Origin of the sequence: Chromobacterium piscinae, assembly GCF_021129175.1 — a bacterium.
Taxonomy (GTDB): domain Bacteria; phylum Pseudomonadota; class Gammaproteobacteria; order Burkholderiales; family Chromobacteriaceae; genus Chromobacterium; species Chromobacterium piscinae.
This window is the reverse complement of the sequence record NZ_JAJOHV010000031.1, coordinates 21,734-42,049: the sequence shown is the minus strand read 5'-3', so window position 1 is coordinate 42,049 and position 20,316 is coordinate 21,734. Positions and strand designations below refer to the sequence as shown.

17 protein-coding genes are annotated in these 20,316 nt (G+C 63.7%); 7 read left to right on the top strand and 10 right to left on the bottom strand.

Annotation, left to right across the window (positions count from 1 at the left end):
* Positions 1-100: 100 nt before the first annotated feature.
* The gene (locus LQR33_RS10670; RefSeq protein ID WP_231468861.1) at positions 101-1,603 is read right to left on the bottom strand and encodes an alanine/glycine:cation symporter family protein; all 1,503 of its coding nucleotides are present in this window, start codon (positions 1,601-1,603) and stop codon (positions 101-103) included.
* A 274-nt stretch (positions 1,604-1,877) separates the two neighbouring features.
* Between LQR33_RS10670 and LQR33_RS10665 the strand changes: the two genes are divergently transcribed.
* Both LQR33_RS10665 and LQR33_RS10660 read left to right on the top strand, forming a co-directional pair.
* Positions 1,878-2,207 carry a hypothetical protein gene (locus LQR33_RS10665; RefSeq protein WP_070978225.1) on the top strand — a complete coding sequence of 110 codons (330 nt, stop codon included), beginning with the start codon at positions 1,878-1,880 and terminating at the stop codon, positions 2,205-2,207.
* A 93-nt stretch (positions 2,208-2,300) separates the two neighbouring features.
* Entirely contained in the window at positions 2,301-2,570 is a 270-nt protein-coding gene (locus LQR33_RS10660) for a hypothetical protein (protein WP_231468859.1), read from the top strand.
* On the opposite strand, the gene LQR33_RS10655 is transcribed toward LQR33_RS10660, so the two are convergent.
* Both LQR33_RS10655 and LQR33_RS24215 read right to left on the bottom strand, forming a co-directional pair.
* Positions 2,567-3,556, bottom strand: coding sequence for a hypothetical protein (locus LQR33_RS10655; RefSeq protein ID WP_221665015.1), 990 nt, complete (start codon positions 3,554-3,556; stop codon positions 2,567-2,569). The genes LQR33_RS10660 and LQR33_RS10655 overlap by 4 nt on opposite strands.
* A 172-nt stretch (positions 3,557-3,728) precedes the next feature.
* Positions 3,729-3,860: a hypothetical protein gene (locus LQR33_RS24215; RefSeq protein WP_260454806.1), complete on the bottom strand. Its 132-nt coding sequence runs from the start codon at positions 3,858-3,860 to the stop codon at positions 3,729-3,731.
* Positions 3,861-4,061: 201 nt separating this feature from the next.
* Between LQR33_RS24215 and LQR33_RS10650 the strand changes: the two genes are divergently transcribed.
* Entirely contained in the window at positions 4,062-4,568 is a 507-nt protein-coding gene (locus LQR33_RS10650; protein WP_231468857.1) for a GAF domain-containing protein, read from the top strand.
* 12 nt (positions 4,569-4,580) lie between these two features.
* Here LQR33_RS10650 and LQR33_RS10645 read toward each other — a convergent pair whose 3' ends face one another.
* The 5 genes from LQR33_RS10645 to LQR33_RS10625 form a co-directional block, all read right to left on the bottom strand.
* Complete coding sequence (locus tag LQR33_RS10645; RefSeq protein WP_231468855.1) at positions 4,581-5,765, bottom strand: metallophosphoesterase family protein; 1,185 nt, start codon at positions 5,763-5,765, stop codon at positions 4,581-4,583.
* A gap of 34 nt (positions 5,766-5,799) precedes the next feature.
* A complete protein-coding gene (locus LQR33_RS10640) occupies positions 5,800-7,686 on the bottom strand; it encodes a c-type cytochrome (protein ID WP_166440609.1) in 1,887 nt (628 codons plus the stop codon).
* Positions 7,687-7,761: 75 nt separating this feature from the next.
* Positions 7,762-11,220 (bottom strand): GMC family oxidoreductase N-terminal domain-containing protein, encoded by a 3,459-nt coding sequence (locus tag LQR33_RS10635; RefSeq protein ID WP_231468853.1) that lies wholly within the window; start codon positions 11,218-11,220, stop codon positions 7,762-7,764.
* Between the two features lie 251 nt (positions 11,221-11,471).
* A complete protein-coding gene (locus LQR33_RS10630) occupies positions 11,472-13,037 on the bottom strand; it encodes an alkaline phosphatase D family protein (protein ID WP_231468852.1) in 1,566 nt (521 codons plus the stop codon).
* Positions 13,038-13,175: 138 nt separating this feature from the next.
* Complete coding sequence (locus tag LQR33_RS10625) at positions 13,176-14,777, bottom strand: NAD(P)/FAD-dependent oxidoreductase (protein WP_231468850.1); 1,602 nt, start codon at positions 14,775-14,777, stop codon at positions 13,176-13,178.
* Between the two features lie 367 nt (positions 14,778-15,144).
* On the opposite strand from LQR33_RS10625, the gene LQR33_RS10620 reads away from it, so the two are divergent.
* From LQR33_RS10620 to LQR33_RS10605, 4 genes are all read left to right on the top strand, one after another.
* Positions 15,145-15,465: a hypothetical protein gene (locus tag LQR33_RS10620; protein WP_021477840.1), complete on the top strand. Its 321-nt coding sequence runs from the start codon at positions 15,145-15,147 to the stop codon at positions 15,463-15,465.
* A 93-nt stretch (positions 15,466-15,558) separates the two neighbouring features.
* On the top strand, positions 15,559-16,767 hold the full coding sequence (locus LQR33_RS10615) for an EAL domain-containing response regulator (protein WP_166440613.1): 1,209 nt from the start codon (positions 15,559-15,561) through the stop codon (positions 16,765-16,767).
* Between the two features lie 26 nt (positions 16,768-16,793).
* Positions 16,794-17,303 (top strand): putative pterin-binding protein, encoded by a 510-nt coding sequence (locus LQR33_RS10610; protein WP_166440614.1) that lies wholly within the window; start codon positions 16,794-16,796, stop codon positions 17,301-17,303.
* Between the two features lie 4 nt (positions 17,304-17,307).
* A complete protein-coding gene (locus LQR33_RS10605; RefSeq protein WP_166440615.1) occupies positions 17,308-19,512 on the top strand; it encodes an ATP-binding protein in 2,205 nt (734 codons plus the stop codon).
* A gap of 58 nt (positions 19,513-19,570) precedes the next feature.
* Here LQR33_RS10605 and LQR33_RS10600 read toward each other — a convergent pair whose 3' ends face one another.
* Both LQR33_RS10600 and LQR33_RS10595 read right to left on the bottom strand, forming a co-directional pair.
* The gene (locus tag LQR33_RS10600; RefSeq protein ID WP_021477844.1) at positions 19,571-19,786 is read right to left on the bottom strand and encodes a hypothetical protein; all 216 of its coding nucleotides are present in this window, start codon (positions 19,784-19,786) and stop codon (positions 19,571-19,573) included.
* 26 nt (positions 19,787-19,812) lie between these two features.
* On the bottom strand, positions 19,813-20,316 hold the full coding sequence (locus LQR33_RS10595) for a DNA-deoxyinosine glycosylase (RefSeq protein ID WP_166440616.1): 504 nt from the start codon (positions 20,314-20,316) through the stop codon (positions 19,813-19,815).

Here is a 20,316-nt window from a genome sequence, read left to right as displayed (position 1 = left end):
GGTCTCATTCAAAGAATGGGTCTGCGGGAAGTAAAAGCAAACCCCATGCCCGATTGCCGGAACGATGCAAAAACGCCCGCGTGAGCGGGCGTCGCGTGAATCAACCGGCTTTGGCCGGTTCCGGCTTGCCGCCTGGCGGCGGGCCGCTCGACTCCTCGTCCAGATTGCTCTCGGCGCGGCGGCCTGCCCAGTAGGCGGCGTTGACGATGCCCAGCTTTTCCGGGTGGAACACCGGGTCCACGCCTTGCGCCTTCTGCGCCTCGTAATCGCGCAGGCAGGCCAGCGCCGGCTTCTGCATCAGGATGATGGCGACAATGTTCAGCCAGGCCATCAGGCCGACGCCGATATCACCCAGGCCCCAGGCCAGATCGGCGGTCTTCACCGTGCCGTAGACGGTGGCCGCCATCAGGCCCACCTTCAGCGCGAACACCAGCCACGGCCGCCGCGCCTTGCGGTTGATGAAGGCGATGTTGGTCTCGGCGATGTAGTAGTAGGCGATGATGGTGGTGAAGGCGAAGAAGAACAGCGCCAGCGCGACAAACACCGAGCCGAAGCCGGGCATGATGCTTTCCATCGCGGTCTGCACATAGCCCGGCCCCGCCGCGACCCCGGCGATGCCGGTGTACAAGGCCTCGCCGTCCGGCCCCTGCACATTGTACTGGCCGGTGATCAGCAGCATGAAAGCCGTGGCGGAGCAGACGAACAGGGTGTCGATGTAAACCGAGAACGCCTGCACCAGGCCCTGCTTGGCCGGATGGCTGACCACCGCGGCGCTGGACGCGTGCGGACCGGTGCCCTGGCCGGCCTCGTTGGAATAGATGCCGCGCTTCACGCCCCACTGGATGGCGAAGCCCAGCACCGCGCCCATGCCGGCCTCCATGCCGAAGGCGCTCTTGAAGATCAGCGCCAGCACGCCCGGCAGCTGCTCGATATTCAGCGCGATCACCACGCAGGCGACGATGATGTAACCCAAGGCCATGAAGGGCACCACCGCGCCGGCGAACACCGCGATGCGCTTGACGCCGCCGAAGATGATGAAGCCCAGCATGATGGCCAGCACGGCGGCTGTCACCGTGGGCGCGACGCCGAAGGCCGACTGCATCGAATTGGCGATGGAATTGGCCTGGATGCCGGGCAGCAGCACGCCGGTGGCCACCACCGTGGTGATGGCGAACAGCCAAGCATACCACTTCATGCCCAGCCCCTTCTCGATGTAGAACGCCGGGCCGCCGCGGTACTGGCCGTCTATCTTCTCCTTGTACACCTGGCCCAGCGTGGACTCGACGAAGGCGGAGCTGGCGCCGAGAAAGGCCACCAGCCACATCCAGAACATCGCGCCCGGCCCGCCGAAGGTGATGGCGGTGGCCACCCCGGCGATATTGCCGGTGCCCACCCGCCCCGCCAGCGTCATCGCCAGCGCCTGGAACGACGACACGCCGGCGCTGCTGCTCTGGCGGTTGAACATCAGGCGCAGCATTTCCTTGAAATGCCTCAATTGCAGAAAACGGGTGCGCAGCGAGAAATACAGGCCCACGCCCAGGCACAGGTAAATCAGCGCCGGGCTCCAGACCACGCCATTGATGGCGTTGACCAACTCCTCCATGGGTTCTCCTTTGTAAGCGAAGGTATGCAATCGGCGTGTTTTTATATTCCTGCTGCCGATTGTCCGACCGGAACCCGCAAGATAATGGTCAAAGCCTGAATGTTTCCAGATGGTTTACTGTAAAAATAAAGTAAATACCCTAAATAAATAACATCACGCCCGCTCAGGCAATCCACCAGCAAGGCTGGCGGCCGCGCGGCGGCCCCAGGCCGGAACGCCATGCCCGCGCATGGTATAGTGTGCCCCCGGTTCTCCCTGTAGAAAGTTTCAAGCCATGCCCACCCTCTTCCGTCTGTCCGCCGCCTGCCTGCTGCTGGCCGCGCTGAGCGGCTGCCAGCCGCCGCAACGCATCCAGGCCAGCTACCACTGCGACGATCAGATTCGGTTCAGCTTCGACCGCCGCACCCAGACGGTGGAAGTGTTCCGCGGCGGCGAGAGCTTCAAGGGTTATATGGACGAGAAAGGCCTGCTGACCTGGCCCAAGCCGCTGGCCGGCAAATCGCTGCCGGACAGTTTCTTCATTTCCCGCAAGACGCCGGACCAGATGAAGCTGTACGGCGGCTTCGCCGGCACCGGCAAGGCCTGCCGGCTGGACCCGGGCTGAGAATGGCAGACGGGCTTCACGCCTGTCCGTAGCGGCCGTACCTATCGGCATGCTGGCGCGGCTCCCGCGCCGGAACGCTCGCAGGAGGCTGCCATGCCGCTCGCTCTGAACAACTGCCCGATCACCAACAACACCGCCGTCACCATTCGCGTCGTCCCCGACGCGCCTGGCCACGCCTTCGACGTGCCGCCCGGCCAGACCGTCAACTCCGGCGTGATCGTCTTCGACACCATACAGGTTCCCGGCGACGTGCTGGACACCGACGCGGACCAGGCCGCTAACCAGCTGAACTGTTATTTCGTCCTGGCGGATGGAGAGTACCGGCTGAACATCCCCGACGACTTCACCGCGGTATTCAGCTAGATCGAGAAGCCGCTGTCGAAGAAGACCTTGTCGCCGAAACGCAGCCGGCCGCCTGAAAAGATCAAGTCCAGGTGATGGCTGCCCAGCTCGCCGCCGCCCAGGCCCAGATGCAGCCCTGGGTGGCGCTCCTCGAAGCCGGCGTTCAAACCATACAGTCCCTTCACACCGCAATTGGTGCCGATGCCGAACTCCGCCACCGCGGCGTTGCCGGCGTTGGCGCTCAGGTACTTGTCGAAATCCGCCGAGAAGCGCGCGTCGCCGCAACTGAAGCCCGCCACCCGGCTATCGCGAATGCGCAGCGTGGCGAAATCGCGGACCACGCCGTATTTCACGGCGAACGGTATCGTGCTGAGGAAGGCGCCGCTGAAGCGCACCTCGCCCTGCAGATCAGCGATGGAAGTGGCGATCTCTCCTGGAACGAGGTCGACATTGCCGTCGCCGTCTATCGAGGTCCAGGCTTGATCGGGCCGGATCGAGCCGCGTAGCCATCCGCCGCCCTCCTGCTCGAACGCCACGGATCCGGCTTGCTCCGCCAGCGCGATCAGGCGGCGGTTGCGCTCGGCCATCCGTTCGCGCGGCTCGGAGAACGCCTCGTAAAAATGCGGCCCGTAGTCCTTGAACAGGATGGATTTCTTCCAATGGGACTGCATCGCTTGCTTGATCGGCAACAGGAAGGCCGGACCGCGCGGATCGACAGACGGCAACGTGGACGAGCGGTACAGGAAAATGAAGACATCGCATTGTTCGATCTCAGAGGCCAGCGCATCCGCGCTCTCGTTCTCCAGCTCCGCCAAACGGATGTCCGCGGCGATGTCCTCGCCTGCGCCCTCGGCGATGCTCGCGGCAACCTCGCCGTGAAATGCGTCGAATCCCAGCAATAAGCGGATGGCCTCTCCCGAAGCCGCCTTGTTCCTGGCCGCCGGATGCAAGGCCAGGCAAGCATACATATTGCGGACGCTACGCGCCTGCTCATCGGTGATGCGCATTCAGCTTTCTCCCAGGAGCCGCCAATAAAACTTCAGGCCAAGGCGCGCCGGCGCAAGCAGTGCCGCTCGCGCGGCCAGGAAGCGCGACGCCAGATCGGGAGTTTTGTTAGCGGCTCTAAAAAACGGGGCGGCCAGGGCCCCGTTGTCAGACACGGATTCGGCTAATACCCTATTAGACCGGCCACAGCGCGGTGCCGAACGGCACGACGGCCTTGTCCTGCATCATTTCCACCGCTTCGGCGAAGGTTTCTTCCTGGAACCAGGCATCCAGCTCGATATCCGCGGCTTGGATTTGATCGTTCATCTGCATCTCCTTTGTCGTTGGGAAACTCGCGATGCTAGAGCAAACGCCCTAACAAAATTACAGACGCATGAAATCCATGTAAGTTCTAATCCCACTTAGTATTAATTATGCTATAGACATTAAAAGCGACGCCGTAAATGGCATTAGCAGCCTGATGGCGCGGACTATAATAAAAATCATTCCTCATCCCACGAGGCCGCCATGCACCCCCCCGGCATTCCCACCAATGAGGCCGAACGCATCCGGGTGCTGCAGGAGTTGCTGATTCTGGATACCGATCCGGAAGAACGCTACGACGCGATCACCGCCTACTGCCGCTCCCGCTTCGCAGTCAAGATCGCGCTGATCAGCTTGGTGGACAGCAATCGCCAGTGGTTCAAGTCGCACAGCGGGCTGGACACCAGCGAAACCTCGCGCGACATCAGTTTTTGCGGGCATGCCATCCTCGGCGACGACATATTGGAGATCCCCAATGCCTGCGACGACTGCCGCTTCGCGGACAATCCGCTGGTTACCGGCGATCCCAACATCCGCTTCTACGCCGGCGCGCCGCTGCAGCTGTCGTCCGGCCACACCATCGGCACGCTATGCCTGATCGACTCCAAACCCAAGCGCCTGGCCGGGGAGGAGAAAAGGCATCTGAAAACGCTGGCCCATACCGTGGTGCTGGAAATAGAAGGCAGCCGCGCCGTCAGCGAGCCCGGCTGACCCGCTCGCCGGCTAATGCTCGGGCCACCTCTGGTAGCCGTTTTCGTCGTAGAAGGTTTCCGTCAGCGCGTCGCCATTCAACTCCAGTCTCACGAAACCGTTCAGCACCCGCTCCGGATACTGGCTGTCGTCGGCTGAACGCGTCTCCGCCCACGCCACCTGCGGTTTGCCGTCCAGCGCCTTGGCCGGCCCGTACGGAATAGCGCCGTGGCCGACGCAGCGGGCCAGCAGCCTGCCCTGCGGCTGGTAACAGATAACGTTGTGCAAATGCCCCCAGTACCAGTAATCCGGATCGCGGCCCAGCGCGGCCGCCACCTCCTGGTACAGCGGCGTTTTGGTCGAGCCATCCATGGCATAACCCTGATGGTGGGACAGCAGCATGATCTTCTTGTCCCATCCGGCGGCGAGCTGCTTCAGCCACGCCGCCTGCAGGTCTCCCAGCGCGCCGTCCATGTACAGATTCATTTTGTCCGAGTGGTAGGCGCTGTCCAGGCCGACAATCAACCAGTTCTGGTTGTGCAGGCTGAAATAGCTGGTGCCCTGCTGCATCGGAAATTTATTCGACAGCTCGCCGAAGTAACCAAGCGCGCCGTTGTACATTTCATGATTGGAATTGAGGGTGAACTGCCCCTTGGCACCGGCGGGCCAGTCGGCAAGATCATTGCTTTCGTCGGAGCCGACGCCGGCGTAATAGACGTCGCCCAAATGAATGGTGTAATCGGCGCCCTGCTTGCCCATCGCAGCAGCCACCTTGGCCGCGATGTAATCGCCAGTTCCCCAGTCGCCGGCGATGACGAAACTGGTCTGGTCCGGAATCGCGATCCGGCTGGGCTGGCCGCCCCATGGCGCGAAGTCCCACAGGTGCGCGATCCACTGCACCAGCGCCTCGCCCCATAGCGGGTCCAGCAGTTCCCACTTGCGGCAGCCCAGCAGGGTGCCGTCGTCCATCACCCGGGTGGGCAGCTCGTCCTCGGTGGTCGGTAATGGCTTGCCGTCCAGCACGTCGTCCAGGATGGACAAGCCCCGCGCCAGCTCCCACGGAATGCCGTTGGCGGAGGTGCTGCCTGAGTCGATCACGTCCCGCACCTGCTGGTGCACCTGCTGCAGCCGATCCATGATCTGCTTCTTCTGCTCAAGCGTCTGCCTGGCGTCGGCCAGACTAGACTCAACTCGGTTCTTCCAATCGCTGAAATCCATCTCGCACCTCCGCTCTGCGGACGGCTGCCGCCGCCTACAGGTTTTTCATGTACTCGATCAAGTCCCACTTTTCGCTGTCGGACAGATTGGTTCCATACTCGTGGCCGGTGTTGTGGTTGCCCGGCAGGCGGGTGTCGAACTTGAAGTAGCCTCCGCCTTTGACCTCCGGCCCGGCGGCGATGAAGCCGACGTTGCGGGTGTCGAACACGCTGGAGCCCCGATAGAACGTCTTGGGCCGCTTGTCGGGCTTCTGCAGCAGATCCCACAGCGTAGGCACCGAGCCGTTGTGCAGATACGGCGCGCGCAGCCAGATGCCATCGGTCGGCGTGTTGCTGTAGCTCTGCGTCTTACGGTAGGCGCCGAAATCGAACGGCGGCTTCTTGAATTCGTGGAACTTGTCCACCAGGCCCACGGTGAAGGAGTTGACGCGATAGGGGTCGGTGCCCAGTTCGTCCAGCCCCACGGTCACCTGGCCGGTATCAGCCTTGCCGAAATCGTGGCAGCTGGCGCAATTCTTCTCCCACAGCGCCTGGCCGCGATGCGCGCGCACCTGGTCCAGTCCGCCGAACGGCCACTTGGGCGGCTGATGCGTCAACAACCAGTCGGTCACGCGCTTGAACTCGGCCGGCAGCACCGACTGCGGGGTCGCGCCCACCGCCATCGCCGCCGCGTAGTTGCGCTCCTTGATGTCGTTGTTGTTGCCGTCCCAGTGCAGGTACAGCGACTCGCGCGGCTTCTGGTTCCAGATCTGCGGCAGGTCTACCGTGCCGATGGTGGAGTCATCCGGGAAACCGAACACCACCACCTTGGTGGGATTGAAGGTGTCGGTGCGCCCCGGCCCCTGCTGCGGCCGCAGCTTCTGCCACGCGTACTGCTGCTTCTGCTTCAGGAAGGCCTGGCGCGTGGCCGGCACGATCAAAAAGCGGTAGAACAGCTTTTCTATCGGCCCCAGCTCGTAATGCTGCTCGATAGCGTTCATCACTTTGGCGTTGAAGTCCGGATCGCCGGCGCAGTCGTACAGGAACCACTGGAACGACTCCAGATCCAGCAGCGCCGCCGGCGCGGTGGGCACCGGCACCGGCACGTCGTCGGCGCTCTTGCGGTACATGCCGGTATGACACAACGCGCAATTGGGCTCCACCGACGGATAGCCAATCTGACGCTTGGCCAAGCCGATCGGCAGATCATGCCCGCCCTCGTAGATGAAGCCGAAGGCTTGCCAGCCAGTGCCAAGCTTGGGCATGCGCTGCGCGCACACCTGAGGCAGCACCGAGAACACGTACAAGGGGATGCGCGCGTCCGGCCCCAGGCCTATCGCCGCGTATTTGAAGTGGTCCACGTCGGACGCCAGCGGCGGCTGCGGCACCTCGCGCAGCAGATTGGCCCAGGCCTCATAGCCGACAAAGGCCAACACCAGCACCACGACGATGGCGATCTTGCGGCGGACGCCGGAAAAGCACTTGGCCAGGCAACGCCACAAGCCGCACAGGCCGGCGCGGATCAATGGCCACGGCCGCTGCTCCGCCGGCAGGCCGACATACAGCAGCGCGCCCAGGATCGCGAACATCGCGGCGTCGGAGTACAGCAAGGGTTTGAAGGCGTCCGGATAGCCGGAGGTCTGGATCAGGTAGATCCAGAACACCACCGCGATCAGCCGGGACAGCACGCACAGCCAGGAATACACCGGATAGCGCGCGGCGTTGACGCCGGCCGGCGCGTAAAACAGGCTGACGCCCACCAGCAGCATGCCGGCGTTCTGCAGCCACGGGTACACCGCCTGGCTGGGCAGGCCGAAGCTGCTGTTCAGGAAGTCCGGCCAGAACAACGCCGGGATGGCGAACACCATATTGATGGCGATGCCGATCCAGATGAAGCGCTGGAACCAGCGCAAGCCACATTCCGCGCAACGAGTCTTGTCCATGGGGAGGTCCTTGTGAAGACGGCGTCGAATGGCCAGGCGCGGCCGGGACCGGACAGCGGCCCCGGCGCTTTCGCCTCAGCCGCCTGCGGTCTTGTCCAGATGGGCGACGATGGCCGGGTAGACGTCGGCCGCCGCGTTCTTGCCGAACATGCAGTCGATGTGCCCGTAGCCCGGCACCACCAGCCGGCTGTAGCGCTCCGGCCCGAAACGCGCCACCAGCTTGTCGAAGGTGCGCTCGGTGCTTTCCGGCAGATAGCACTCGTTCTGGCCGCCGCTGATGAACAGGATGGGCATGTGCAGCCGGTCGAAGTGCGGCATGTAGATGTCGTCGCCGTCGAAGGACACCAGCCGTCCCTCGCGGCACATCCGCGCCAGATGCTCCATGGTGCGCATGTTCGCCACTCCGAACAGCTCGTGCAGATTGTCGTGCAGCGTCTCGTTCAGGGTTTCGTGACGGTACAGCGGCGCGTACATGAAGGTGATGCGGTGGCAGACCGGGTTGTTGCAATAGCCCTGCGCCTCCGCCAGCGCATAACCCTTCAGCGCGGTGTCGTACAGCTTCTCGAACCAGTTGGAATCGGACGCGGTATAGGCAGTCAACGATTGCACGCCCAGCTTGTCCAGCACCGTCGGCAGATGCAGACCTGTCTTCACCTGGGTGGCGGCCGGCACCACGATGTCGGCGGCGATCTGCGAGCACACCACCGACCTCACCCCCTCCAGCCCGGCCAGCATGGACATGAAGAAGGTGGTGGCTCCATAGCAGTGCACCACGCACTGCACGTCGGCCGCGCCGGTGGCTTCGCGTATCGTCCGGATCGCCGCCGGATAGTCGTAGCGCGCCACTTGGTCGCCGTCCCACTGCTGCTGGCTGGCCGGCAGCAGAATGCTGACGCGGAAGTCCAGCAGCCACACGTCGTAGCCGTGCTGGTACAGATACTCCAGCAGATTGGTGGAGATGGTGTCGGTGGAGAAGATGTTCGACCCCACGCCCAGGCCGTGCACCAGCATCACCGGTCCCTTGCCGCCGCCGTTGTAGCGAGTGAGCCGCAGATTGACGCCGTCGTCGGTCGGGAAGAACGCCACCTCGGGCGCGCCGGCATTGAGCGGACGCTTCTTGCGCGGCGGCGCGTCCGGATTGAAGTAGACATTGGGCGCCAGCACCCCGCCGTAGCTCTCCCACAGCACGCCGGCGAAATACTCGCCGAAGCGGGCAAGCTGCTTCAGCCGCTCCGCCTCGCTGGAGACGTTGAGCACCTTCATCGTGGTCATCTGCCGCGCGAAGTCCGCCGGCTCGATGTGCAGCACTCCGCTGCCGGCTACCTCGCCGCCATCGTCCACGCCCTTGTATACCGTCACGTACAAGGTGCTGGTATCGGCCCAAATCTTGAGCGGGCCGTGATCGCTGGGCACCGACTTGAACGCGCTGAAGAAGTACTCAGACCCATCCTCGGCGCTCAAGCGCATCTTGTAATTCATGTGGCGCTCGCCCACCTGCTGCGGATATTCCTCGAACAGGTTGAACACGCCATGGCTGACTGTCAGCGGCAGCGCCGACAAGGCCGGCGCGTTCAGCGTGCCGACGATGGTGGCCGGATGGCTGGGGTCGGAAATCAACCGGTCCAGATCATCCGACGCCACCGTGACGGTGAAACCCATCGTCGAGCCGGCGTCCTTGCCGGCCTGGGCCGCCGCCTGGTAGACCGCCAGATCGGTGCCCGCCGGCTGGCGATGGGCGGTGGAGAAAAAGCCCTTCATCGTCTCGGTGAATTCGATGCCGGGCTTGTCCGACCGAGGCTGCGGCGCACGGCTCGGCGCCGACGGCAGCGTGTAGTCGATCTTCCAGCCGCGGTCCGCGGCCAGCAGGGCCATCGCCCGTTCGCTGACCGCAGAGATGGTGAACAAGGGATTGACCGCCAGCGAGGTGGGAATCACCGAACCGTCAGTCACGTACAAGCCGGGATAGACATCGCGCCCGCTCGTTCCGCAAAACGCCTGGCCCTTGTGATTGACCACGCCCTGGCCGGCGTCCTCGCCCATCACGCAACCGCCCAGCGGATGCACGGTGATCAGGCTGTGCTTGAACAGGTCGGTCCAGATCGGATTGCGCACATAGATGCCGCCCAACGCCCGAGTGGCCTCCTGCAGCCTGTCGTTGCCGATCTTGAAGTTGGGTTGCTCGCCCACGTCCGGCCAGTCCAGCCGCAGCTGGTCGTGGTCATCCAGAAGCATCCGGCCGGCGCCGTCGTCGTGGCTCATGATCAGATAGGTCTGCAGCCGGTTCATCGCGCCGTGGTAAGGCCCGCGCAGCGCGCTCTCCACCTCTCGCGCCGCATACTTGATCCTGGCCAGCGCGCCGGTTTCCGAAGGCTGGCCCAGCTCGGCCGACGCCGCGGCCATCGCCGGCACCATCACCCCGCCGATGGCGCCGGGAATGGAGCCTTCTTCTATCACCATGCGCCGGCGCCAGCCGCTCTCGTCGCGCATGTCGATGATGGAGGTGATACAGGGGCCGACCGGGCCGATCTCCTTGGCAGAGTGCGTGCCGAAGCCGATGCCGTTGATCTTGTCGCCGTTGTTGTAGCCAAAGCCGAGGATGTCGCCGTTGCCGCTCATGTGCATGCCCAACTGGTCGGACAGGGCCAGTCCTTCGGCGCGGGAACGCAGCAGGATCTCGGTGGAGCCGAGCGTGCCCGCGGACAGGATGACGATGTCCGCCTTGACGAACAGCGTCGGCGCGTCGAATTTTTCGCGCCCGGTGCCGACATACTGAAAATGAACGATCCAGCCGTCGCCGTCCCGCTCCAGATAGCGCACCGACGCCTGGCAGAAAATCTCCGCGCCATGATTACAGGCGTCCGGCAGATAGTTCATCAGCGTGGTGTTCTTGGCGTGGTTGTTGCAGCCGGACACGCAGTCGCCGCAATAATTACAGGGTTTCTGCTCGACGCCGACGTGGTTGAGATCATTCGGCAGCTTTTCGAAAGTCACGTTGATCGGCGGCCGGTAGAACGTGTGCTTGGCCTGGATGCGTTCGCCGGACTTCTGGTTGGCCTGCAGCTTGGGCAGCGCTGGCGCGGCTTCCGGATAAGGCGTGGGCTTCAGCATCTGCTGCGCCCGCGCGTAGCCCTCTTTCAACAACGTGTCCACATGATCGCGCACGCCCTCCGGCCAGCGCGGGTCCTCGAACACCTGCGGCTCAGGCTGCAGCGACACATTGGCGTTGATCAGCGAAGTGCCGCCCAGGCCGCAGCCGACGATCACGTTCTGCTGCGCGTTGACGTGCAAATCGTAAAGACCGGTGCGGGAGCCGAGGTGGCCATCCGGATGGTGGACCTGGAACTCCTCGGTCGCCTCCGCCAGCGTGTCGGGGTACTCGCCGGGAATGATCTCCCGGCCCCGCTCCAGCAGGCAGACGGAACGGCCGGCCCGCGCCATCCGCGACGCGGCGATGCCGCCGCCGTAGCCGGAGCCGATCACCACAACCTCGTAACGTTCCTTGATTTCACTGATGGGGGACGCGATTCGCACCATTGACTTTCTCCCGGACAGGATCGAACAGTCAGGCCACGAATACCATTGCAGAAAGCGCGGCGCAGGCATCGCTGCGGACGCGGATGCCGGTTATCGATGAAAGTGAAACCGGCGGTATTGTCATTGTGACATCATGATTTTATCTAGATCAGAACAATGCCCCTGTCAATGTCGCCATTAAGCTTTGCTTGCCGAGGCATATCGTTAAGGTATGGCCGCCGGCGAGAACGCGCCGGCGGCTCCTGCGCTGATCAGGCCGGCGGCAACTCCTGCGAGAACAGGGTCTGCCCGGCCACATCCTTCAGCCTCACCGTCATCGCCCGGCTGCGGGCATCGATGTCCACCTGGCCGAAAAACTGCATCCCGGCCAGCGGCGAGGCGTTCTGCGCGGGCGGGGCTTTCTGGTATACGACCTTGGGGCCGAAACTCATGTCCAGCGCGTTCGGCCCGAAGGTGCCGGCATTGAGCGGACCGGACACAAACTCCCAGAACGGATTGAAGTCGGCGAACGCCGCCCGCTCCGGATGGTAATGGTGGGCTGCGGTGTAATGGACGTCGGCGGTGAACCAGACCACGTTGCGGACATCATGCCGCTTGATCTCGCGCAGCAGCCAGGCCAGCTCCAGCTCGCGCCCGCGCGGCTGTCCATGGTCGCCATTGGCCATCGCTTCCCAGCGCGGGCTGCCGTCGGCGTTCTTGCCGTCGCCCACCTGCAGCGCCAGCGGCATGTCCGCCATCACCGCCTTCCAGACCGCGCGCGACGACTTCAGCCCCTCCAGCAGCCATTGCAGCTGCTCCCGCCCCATGAAGCTGCCGCCCGGCTCGCCCTCGGCCTGCAGGTTGGCGCCGTTGGCGTCGCGGTAGCTGCGCATGTCCACCACGAACACGTCCAGCAGCGGCCCCTGCGGCAAATGGCGGTACACCCGCTCGCTTTCGCGGTCGCCGTTATGGCGCAGCGGCGCGTACTCCATGAAGGCGCGCGTGGCGCGGGCCTGCAGCACGCCTATGCTCTTTTCGCGGTAGCGGGCATCGTCGGCCAGATTCTTGCTGTCAGACCAGTTATTGACCACCTCGTGGTCGTCCCACTGCCAGATCTGCGGCACCTCGGCGGCAAAGCGCCGCACATTGTGGTCCATCAGGTTGTAGCGGTAGCGGCCGCGGTATTCGTCCAGCGTCTCCGCCACCTTGCTTACCTCAGGCGTCACCAGGTTGCGCCATATTTTCCCCTCTTCCACCGTCATCTCGGCAGCCATCGGACCGTCGGCGTAGATGGTATCGCCGCAGTGGACGAAGAAATCCGGCTGCTGCCGGCGCATGGTTTCATAGATGCGCATGCCGCCACAATCCGGATTGATGCCGAAGCCCTGGCCGGCGGTGTCGCCGGACCAGACGAAGCGCAAGTCGCGCGGCTGCCTCGATGCCGTGCGGAAACGGCCCAGCAGCGGCTCGGACAGCGCCCGCGGCGAAGCGGCGTCTTCATAGCACACGCGGACGAAAAGCTGCTCGCCGGCCGGCAGGCCGCTCAGATCGATGCGGGTGGTGAAGTCGGCGGCTTCGGTGGCCCAGGGGCCGCGCAGCTTCCTGGGATTGGCAAAGCGCTCGCTGACATCCCACTCCACCAGCATGCGCGCCGCGCGGTCGGCGCGCGCCCAGACTATCGCCCGGTCAGCGCCCACATCGCCGATCTGGATGCCGGAGCTTGCCTGCGGACGCAGCCGGTCCGGCGTGATCAGCGCCGGCGCGGCCTGGGCGGCCGGCCCCAACAGCAGGCCGCCGCTGCCCGCCAGCGCGGTCTTGATGAAATTCCGTCTATCCATTTTGTTCTCCCGAGCGAAACCGGCATCCTGCCAAAACCGGATGCCAGGCGTTTGACGCCGAGATGAACATTCTGTGGATGCGCAAATAAAAAACCGCCGCGGCTGACGGGCCGCGGCGGCTCATGAACGATAAACGTCTTATCGGCCCAGCATGGCCTTGGCCACAGCCTCTGCCACCTTGATGCCGTCCACGCCCGCCGACAGAATGCCGCCAGCGTAGCCCGCACCCTCGCCCGCCGGGAACAGGCCCTTGACGTTCAGGCTCTGGCCATCATCGCCGCGGGTGATGCGCAGCGGCGAACTGGTACGGGTTTCCAGCCCGGTCAGCACCGCGTCGTGCAGATCGTAGCCGCGGATCTGGCGGGCGAAATGCGGAATCGCCTCGCGCATCGCCTCCACGCAGAAGTCGGGCAGGATGCGCGCGAGATCGGTCATGGTCACGCCCGGCTTGTACGACGGCTCCACCTCGCCCAGCTGGGTGGATGCCTTGCCGGCCATGAAATCGCCCAACAACTGCGCCGGCGCGAAGTAATCGCCGCCGCCCAATTCATATGCCTTGCTTTCCAGCTCGCGCTGGAAGTCCAGGCCGGCCAGCGGGCCGCCCGGGTAGTCGACCTCGGGCGAAATGCTGACCACGAAGCCGGAGTTGGCGTTGCGCTCGTTGCGCGAATACTGGCTCATGCCGTTGGTGACCACGCGCTTCTCTTCCGAAGTGGCCGCCACCACGGTGCCGCCCGGGCACATGCAGAAGCTGTACACCGCGCGGCCATTGCCGGCGTGGTGCACCAGCTTGTAGTCCGCCGCGCCCAATAGCGGATGGCCGGCGTACTTGCCCCAGCGCGCCGCGTCGATCAGCGACTGCGGGTGCTCGATGCGGACGCCTACCGAGAACGGCTTGGCCTCCATGTACACGCCGCGCTTCTCCAGCATCTGAAAGGTGTCGCGCGCGCTGTGGCCCAGCGCCAACACCACGTGGTCGCTCAGCACTTCGCCGCCGTCAGCCAGCTTGACGCCGCGCACGCGGTCGCCGTCCAGAATCAGGTCATCCACGCGCTGTTCGAAACGGATTTCGCCGCCCAGCTCGATGATTTCGGCGCGCATGTTCTCCACCATGGAGACTAGGCGGAAAGTGCCGATGTGCGGGCGGGCCAGGTAAAGGATTTCCTCCGGCGCGCCGGCCTTGACGAACTCGGTCAGCACCTTGCGGCCCAAATGGCGCGGGTCCTTGATCTGGCTGTACAGCTTGCCGTCGGAGAAGGTGCCGGCGCCGCCCTCGCCGTACTGCACATTGGACTCGGTATTCAGCTCGCTCTTGCGCCACAGGCCCCAGGTGTCCTTGGTGCGCTGGCGCACTTCCTTGCCGCGCTCCAGCACGATGGGCCTGAAACCCATCTGGGCCAGGATCAGCGCCGCGAAAATGCCGCAGGGGCCAAAGCCCACCACCACCGGACGCTGCTTCAGCTCTGCCGGCGCCTGGCCGACATAGTAATAATTGGTGTCCGGAGTGGGCATCACCCGGCGGTCGCCCTTGAAACGGGCGAACAGCTTGTCCTCATTGGCCACATCCACGTCGATGATGTAGACCAAGCTCATCACGCCCTTGCGGGCGTCGTAACTGCGTTTGAACACGGTGAAGCCGCGAACGTCGTCCGCCGGCGCTTTCAAAAAGCCGGCGACGGCATCGGCCAGCGCCTCAGGAGTATGGTCCAGCGGCAGCTTGAGTTCGGAAATGCGCAACATAAAAATCCAGTAACAGGTTGGTGTCTATTCAACGAGGCGCCATTGTAGCGGCAAACCACCCGCCCGGGCACGACAATGGTCAAGCCGCTGATTGCAATCCCCCCGCGCGTTGGCTATAGCGTACTGTGGCATTCGCCACCAGCATGGCCTTTCTCGCCACGCCTGCCGTCCTCCACCATCAGGCTGACGGAACCTTCTGCCGCGCCGTTCCAGACAGCGCGAGCAGGGCTTTAACGTTGCAAGTTATCGGGACTGCTCCTGTTTTCGACTCTTCCGCCGCGATGACAACAAGGCGATATCGCCATGCGCGCGGCCTTTGCCAGGAAGATCGAGACGAGCGGGAAGCATTGCACCAAGGAGAACCCTCATGAATCTGGACATACTCACCCAGCCGGCTGTGCGACTGGCGATAGAGGCATTGCAACATGGCGACCACGCCAACTGGATGGCGCAGTTCAACACCGACGCGACACTGACGGATGATGGACTGCCAGCCAATTTCCACAAATTCAGCGAACACGCGATGGGGCACGAGCACTTCACCAGCATAGACCGGGTGGAAAACCAGGGTCTGGACGTGTACGGCGGCTTTCACAGCGACCGTTGGGGCAATTTCAACACCTACTTCAAATTCCATCTGGACGCGAACGGCAAGATCCGCCAGCTGGACATCGGCCAGGATAGTTGATCCCCCGCCGGGCGGCCTCTTACCCGCCCGGAAACCCATCACTATAATTGCAGCATCCACACCGTATGGCGGTCTGGCGCCATGGGAGAGGCGATGCACCAGATACTGGTCATAGACGACGATACCGTATCGCAGCAATTTCTCGTGATGGTGTTGCAACGCCTCGGCTACGAAAACGTGGTGGTGGCCAGCGACGGCCTGGATGCGCTGATCCAGCTGGATGCTGGCGATCGGCATTTCGACGTGATCTTCTGCGACCTCGACATGCCGCGCATGGACGGCATCGAGTTCGTCCGCCATCTGGGCGAGCGCGCCTTCCAGGGCATGCTGCTGATTTCCAGCAGCTTCGATGAAAGAGTGATGGAGTCGGTGGCGGAACTGGCCCGCATGTACGATCTATGGCTGGCGGGCGTACTGCCCAAACCCATCAACCACCAGACACTGCAAAGCCTGATCAATCAGCCCCCCCCTGCCAGCCGCCACATCCCAAGCGTCGTGTCTCCGCCCACGGAGGAGGAGCTGCGCGCCGCCATCGGCAAGGGCGAGCTCCGTCCGTTCCTACAGCCCCAGGTCGCGATGGAAGGCGGCCAGATACGTTCGGCGGAAGTCCTGGCGCGATGGCAGCATCCCCGGCTCGGATTGATAGGCCCCCAGCAGTTCATCCAGTTGGCGGAAAACTCCAGCCTGATCACCGAACTGACTCTGCAGATGCTGCGGCAGGCGGCTGTCATCATGGACAGACTACCCAGCGAGACGCCGCTGGCGATGTCTCTGAACCTATCGGTGGAGTCGCTGAACGAAATCGCGCTGGTATCCCGCTTCGAGCGCATACTCAACGATTGCGGCTTTCCCTTCAGCCGCCTGATCGTGGAAGTGACGGAAACCGGCCTGATGGCCAATCCGACGCGCGCGCTGGAATTGCTCACCCGCCTGCGGCTGAAAGGCGCGCGGCTATCCATAGACGATTTCGGCACCGGCTTCGCCAGCATGGACCGCCTATCCCGCATTCCTTTCACCGAACTGAAGATAGACAAGGGCTTCGTCATCGACGCCGCGCTCAATCCGACCAATTTCTCCATCGTCCGCGCCAGCGCCGAGCTCGGCCGGCAGCTGGGCCTGGATGTGGTGGCGGAAGGCGTGGCGACGGAGTCGGAATGGCAGCTTTGCCGGCAACTGGGCGTGGAAATCGCCCAGGGCTCCTTCATCTCCCCGCCGGTGGACGCGGAAAGCTTCCGCCGCTGGCTGCTGAAACACCGCGGCGTTTTCCTTCATGCCGCGCCCAACCTTTCCGATACCGCTTGAATCCGGAATATATTAGGAGCCTAGCCATGCCCGCCGTCGGTCGCGCCATCCTGATCCTGCTGCTCCTGGCCATCCAGCCGAGCCACGCGGAAAACCCACCGCTACCCAGCCCCGCCGGCAAGGTGGTGTTGACCATCAGCGGCCAGATCAGCAACAAGAATCACGACAACGACGCGGTGTTCGACATGAACATGCTCGCGGCGCTGCCGCAGCACACCATATCCACCCGCACCCCGTGGCTGCCGGGTGTCAGCCGCTTCACCGGCCCCTATCTGCAGGACGTGCTCAATCTAGTCGGCGCGAAAGGCCGAATGCTGAAAGCCATCGCGCTGAACGATTACAAGACCGACATCCCGCTGGACGACGTCGCACGCTACCAGGTAGTGCTGGCCCGCTTGCTCAACGGCAAGCCGATGCCGGTGCGGGACAAGGGTCCGCTGTTCATCGTCTACCCCTACGACAGCCAACCCGCGCTCCGTTCGGAAATCTACTACGGCCGCTCCGCCTGGCAATTGAAGTCGCTGCAGGTGGAATGAGGCCATGACCCAGGGCAAAGAGCAATCCACTTCCTGGCGGATGTTGGCGGCCATCGGCATCACCCTGCTATGCGTGTTCGCCGGAGCCGCCTATGTCCAGCACCGGCAATCCCAAACGCTCACCAGCGCGGTGCTCTACCAGGACGACAACACCATCTGGGCCTACTTCCAGCTGGAGGCGGAGAATCTCCATCTCCGCGCCATGCTGCACGCGGCGCAACACAACCAGATCACATCGGACCAGCTGCAACAGCGCTACGACATCTTCGTCAGCCGCATCGGCATCATACGCGGCGGCCAATATCGGCTGCTGCTGCAGGATCAGCCGCAGTACTTGCTGATGCAAAGCCGGCTGGACGCCTTCGTCCGCCAGGGCGACGCCTATTTCAGCGCAGAGCCTGCAGCCCACAGCCCTGCCCGCCTGGCGCGGTTGGAACAGCTGTCCGCCTCCCTGTCAGACGGCCTGCACGACTTGTCCCTGCTGGCCAACCAGGCAGCGGCCCTGCAGGTGGATAATCGAAACCGCACCATGCAGCAATACATCACGGTCAGCAATTGGCTGATGGGCTTTGAATGGGTGCTGATCTTCGGTTTCGGTTTCACAGTTATCCGGCAATTGCGGCAACTGGAGAAACGCCGCCGGGCGTTGGAAACGCTGACCGACAGCCTGGAGGGTGCCCGCCGCCAGGCGGAGGCCGGCAGCCTCGCCAAAAGCGTCTTCCTCGCCAATATGAGCCACGAAATACGCACGCCGCTCAACGGCGTGCTAGGCATGCTGGCGCTGCTGACTGACACCCACCCCAGCGTCAACCAGGCCAACTACATCCGCATGGCCGAGGAATCGGCGCGCCATCTGCTGCTGCTGCTGAACGATGTTCTGGACGCCAGCAAGCTGGAGTCGGGCAAGCTTGAACTGGCGCCGGTCACCTGCAACCTGGCCTATCTTCTGCGCGAGGTGGCCAATCTGATGAACGCCCAAGCGCAGGCCAAGGGCCTGATGCTGAACCTGGACATGGCGTCGGAAATTCCGGAATGGGTAGAACTGGACCCGACTCGTCTGCGACAGATATTGCTCAACCTGCTGAGCAACGCCGTCAAGTTCACCGAGCGGGGAGGCGTCACTGTTCACGCTTCTGCGCCGCCGGGAGAGCAGCCGGGCACGGCCCAGCTGCTGTTAGTGGTAACCGATACCGGCATCGGCATGGACCAAGCTACTCAGACGAAACTGTTCAAGCGCTTTTCCCAAGGCGACGGCTCCACCGCCCGCCAGTACGGCGGCAGCGGCCTGGGCTTGGAGATTTCGCAAAACCTGGCCCGGTTGATGGGCGGCGAGATCTCGGTCAACAGCGTCCCCGCCCAAGGCAGTTGCTTTCAACTGACGTTGCCGCTGAGAGTGATCGACGCGCCGGACATCCCGCCCGAAGCCATCGAGTCCTTCTCCAGCCACGATACGCTAAGCAGGCCGCTGAGAATCCTGGTGGTGGACGACAACGCGGTGAACCGCAAGTATCTGCAAGCGCTGCTGGAAAGGCTGAACCAGCAGCCAACGCTGGCGTCGGACGGTCCCGAAGCGCTGCGTCTGGCCGCCTCACAACCCTTCGACCTGGTGCTGATGGACCTGCATATGCCGGGTATGGACGGCGTCAAAACCGCGCGCGGACTTAGAGAGAGGGCTCTGACGCCCAGAATGCCTATCGTCGCGCTGACCGCGGACGCCTTCCCGGAAACCCGCCAGCAGATGCTGGAACAGGGGCTGGACGACTTTCTGACCAAGCCGCTGAGCCGCGATCAGCTGCTGGCGGTGCTGCAGAAACAGTTTCCGCCGGCGCCCAGCGCCGCGCCGCAGCCGAGGGAAGAACCCGTCCTAGACGCGCGCACCATCACTGATTTCGTCGAACTACTGTCCGATCAGCAATACCGACAGCTGGTAGAGCAATACTTCGCCAGCCACCAGGAATCGGTCCGGCAATTGCGGCTCAACCAGCGGCAACCGGATCGGGAAAACCTGTTTCATCTGGCCCATGGCATGAAAGGAGGGGCGGTGACGCTGGGCTTCGCCAGCCTGGCCCAACGCTGCCAGGAGCTGGAAAGCCAGTCGCTGCAATCCAATTGCGCGCCGGCGCCGCAGATCGCGCAGGTAATCGCCCAGTTCCAAGCCACCCGGCAAGCATGCGTCGAGCAGGGACACCTGGACAGTTCTGCGGATTAGTCTCGCCGCCAGTCCCTCCAGGCGCGGGTTCGCGGCATGAAGGCCGTTAGGAAAACGATCAGGCCACCCGCACCAGCCGGCCGCCATCCTGCTCCGGCGTTTCGAAGCGCTTCCAGTCCACGATCATCACCTGGCTGAGACCGCACTCCCCGGCCAGCTGCCCCTCGATTTCCTCCAGCACCTGATGACTGTGGATCACACCATTGATGGCGACTTCCGCGCGACGCATCACGCTGTCGTCCGTGGTGACAAACCAGATGCAATAACGGTTCATCGGCAACCCTCCGGCTGGGTGCGAAATTACGCTGACAAGTCTAAATATCGTTCCAACTGCCGCCAGACCGCAAGTTTTGCCTCGTAGGCCAGCGTATGCGCCGGGCTGGACGAGGGCAAACGCGCAACGGCGAGGCCCAGCCCGGCCAGCTGCGCTTCCGCCTTCGCGGCGGTCGCGCCGTTGAAAGCCACCGCCCGCAAGGCGGGCAGGCTGGCGGCGAAATCGCTCAGATCGTTATGCCGGATTTCCCTCAGATCGGCGTCGAGGCTACCCTTGCGGCTGGCCTGGGCCACCACGTCCCACAGGCCCACGCCCGACTCGCGCAAGGCCATCAGGCGTTCTTCGTAGGGCAGGGAAACCAGATCCCGTCCCAGCACTTCGCCCAGCAGGCGCCAAAATTGGTTGCGTGGGTGGGCATAGTACTGGCTGGCCGCCAGAGAAGCGTCGCCGGGCAACGAGCCCAGGATCAGCAACCGGGTATCGGCGTCCGCCACAGGCGGAAAACAGCGCTTGCCGCCCTGCTCCGCCAT

What these genes read in the sequence shown, in the direction of transcription:
- LQR33_RS10670 (WP_231468861.1), bottom strand. Translation starts at nt 1,603, where the DNA reads ATGGAGGAGTTGGTCAACGCCATCAATGGCGTGGTCTGGAGCCCGGCG.
- LQR33_RS10665 (WP_070978225.1), top strand. Translation starts at nt 1,878, where the DNA reads ATGCCCACCCTCTTCCGTCTGTCCGCCGCCTGCCTGCTGCTGGCCGCG.
- LQR33_RS10660 (WP_231468859.1), top strand. Translation starts at nt 2,301, where the DNA reads ATGCCGCTCGCTCTGAACAACTGCCCGATCACCAACAACACCGCCGTC.
- LQR33_RS10655 (WP_221665015.1), bottom strand. Translation starts at nt 3,556, where the DNA reads ATGCGCATCACCGATGAGCAGGCGCGTAGCGTCCGCAATATGTATGCT.
- LQR33_RS24215 (WP_260454806.1), bottom strand. Translation starts at nt 3,860, where the DNA reads ATGAACGATCAAATCCAAGCCGCGGATATCGAGCTGGATGCCTGGTTC.
- LQR33_RS10650 (WP_231468857.1), top strand. Translation starts at nt 4,062, where the DNA reads ATGCACCCCCCCGGCATTCCCACCAATGAGGCCGAACGCATCCGGGTG.
- LQR33_RS10645 (WP_231468855.1), bottom strand. Translation starts at nt 5,765, where the DNA reads ATGGATTTCAGCGATTGGAAGAACCGAGTTGAGTCTAGTCTGGCCGAC.
- LQR33_RS10640 (WP_166440609.1), bottom strand. Translation starts at nt 7,686, where the DNA reads ATGGACAAGACTCGTTGCGCGGAATGTGGCTTGCGCTGGTTCCAGCGC.
- LQR33_RS10635 (WP_231468853.1), bottom strand. Translation starts at nt 11,220, where the DNA reads ATGGTGCGAATCGCGTCCCCCATCAGTGAAATCAAGGAACGTTACGAG.
- LQR33_RS10630 (WP_231468852.1), bottom strand. Translation starts at nt 13,037, where the DNA reads ATGGATAGACGGAATTTCATCAAGACCGCGCTGGCGGGCAGCGGCGGC.
- LQR33_RS10625 (WP_231468850.1), bottom strand. Translation starts at nt 14,777, where the DNA reads ATGTTGCGCATTTCCGAACTCAAGCTGCCGCTGGACCATACTCCTGAG.
- LQR33_RS10620 (WP_021477840.1), top strand. Translation starts at nt 15,145, where the DNA reads ATGAATCTGGACATACTCACCCAGCCGGCTGTGCGACTGGCGATAGAG.
- LQR33_RS10615 (WP_166440613.1), top strand. Translation starts at nt 15,559, where the DNA reads ATGCACCAGATACTGGTCATAGACGACGATACCGTATCGCAGCAATTT.
- LQR33_RS10610 (WP_166440614.1), top strand. Translation starts at nt 16,794, where the DNA reads ATGCCCGCCGTCGGTCGCGCCATCCTGATCCTGCTGCTCCTGGCCATC.
- LQR33_RS10605 (WP_166440615.1), top strand. Translation starts at nt 17,308, where the DNA reads ATGACCCAGGGCAAAGAGCAATCCACTTCCTGGCGGATGTTGGCGGCC.
- LQR33_RS10600 (WP_021477844.1), bottom strand. Translation starts at nt 19,786, where the DNA reads ATGAACCGTTATTGCATCTGGTTTGTCACCACGGACGACAGCGTGATG.
- LQR33_RS10595 (WP_166440616.1), bottom strand. Translation starts at nt 20,316, where the DNA reads ATGGCGGAGCAGGGCGGCAAGCGCTGTTTTCCGCCTGTGGCGGACGCC.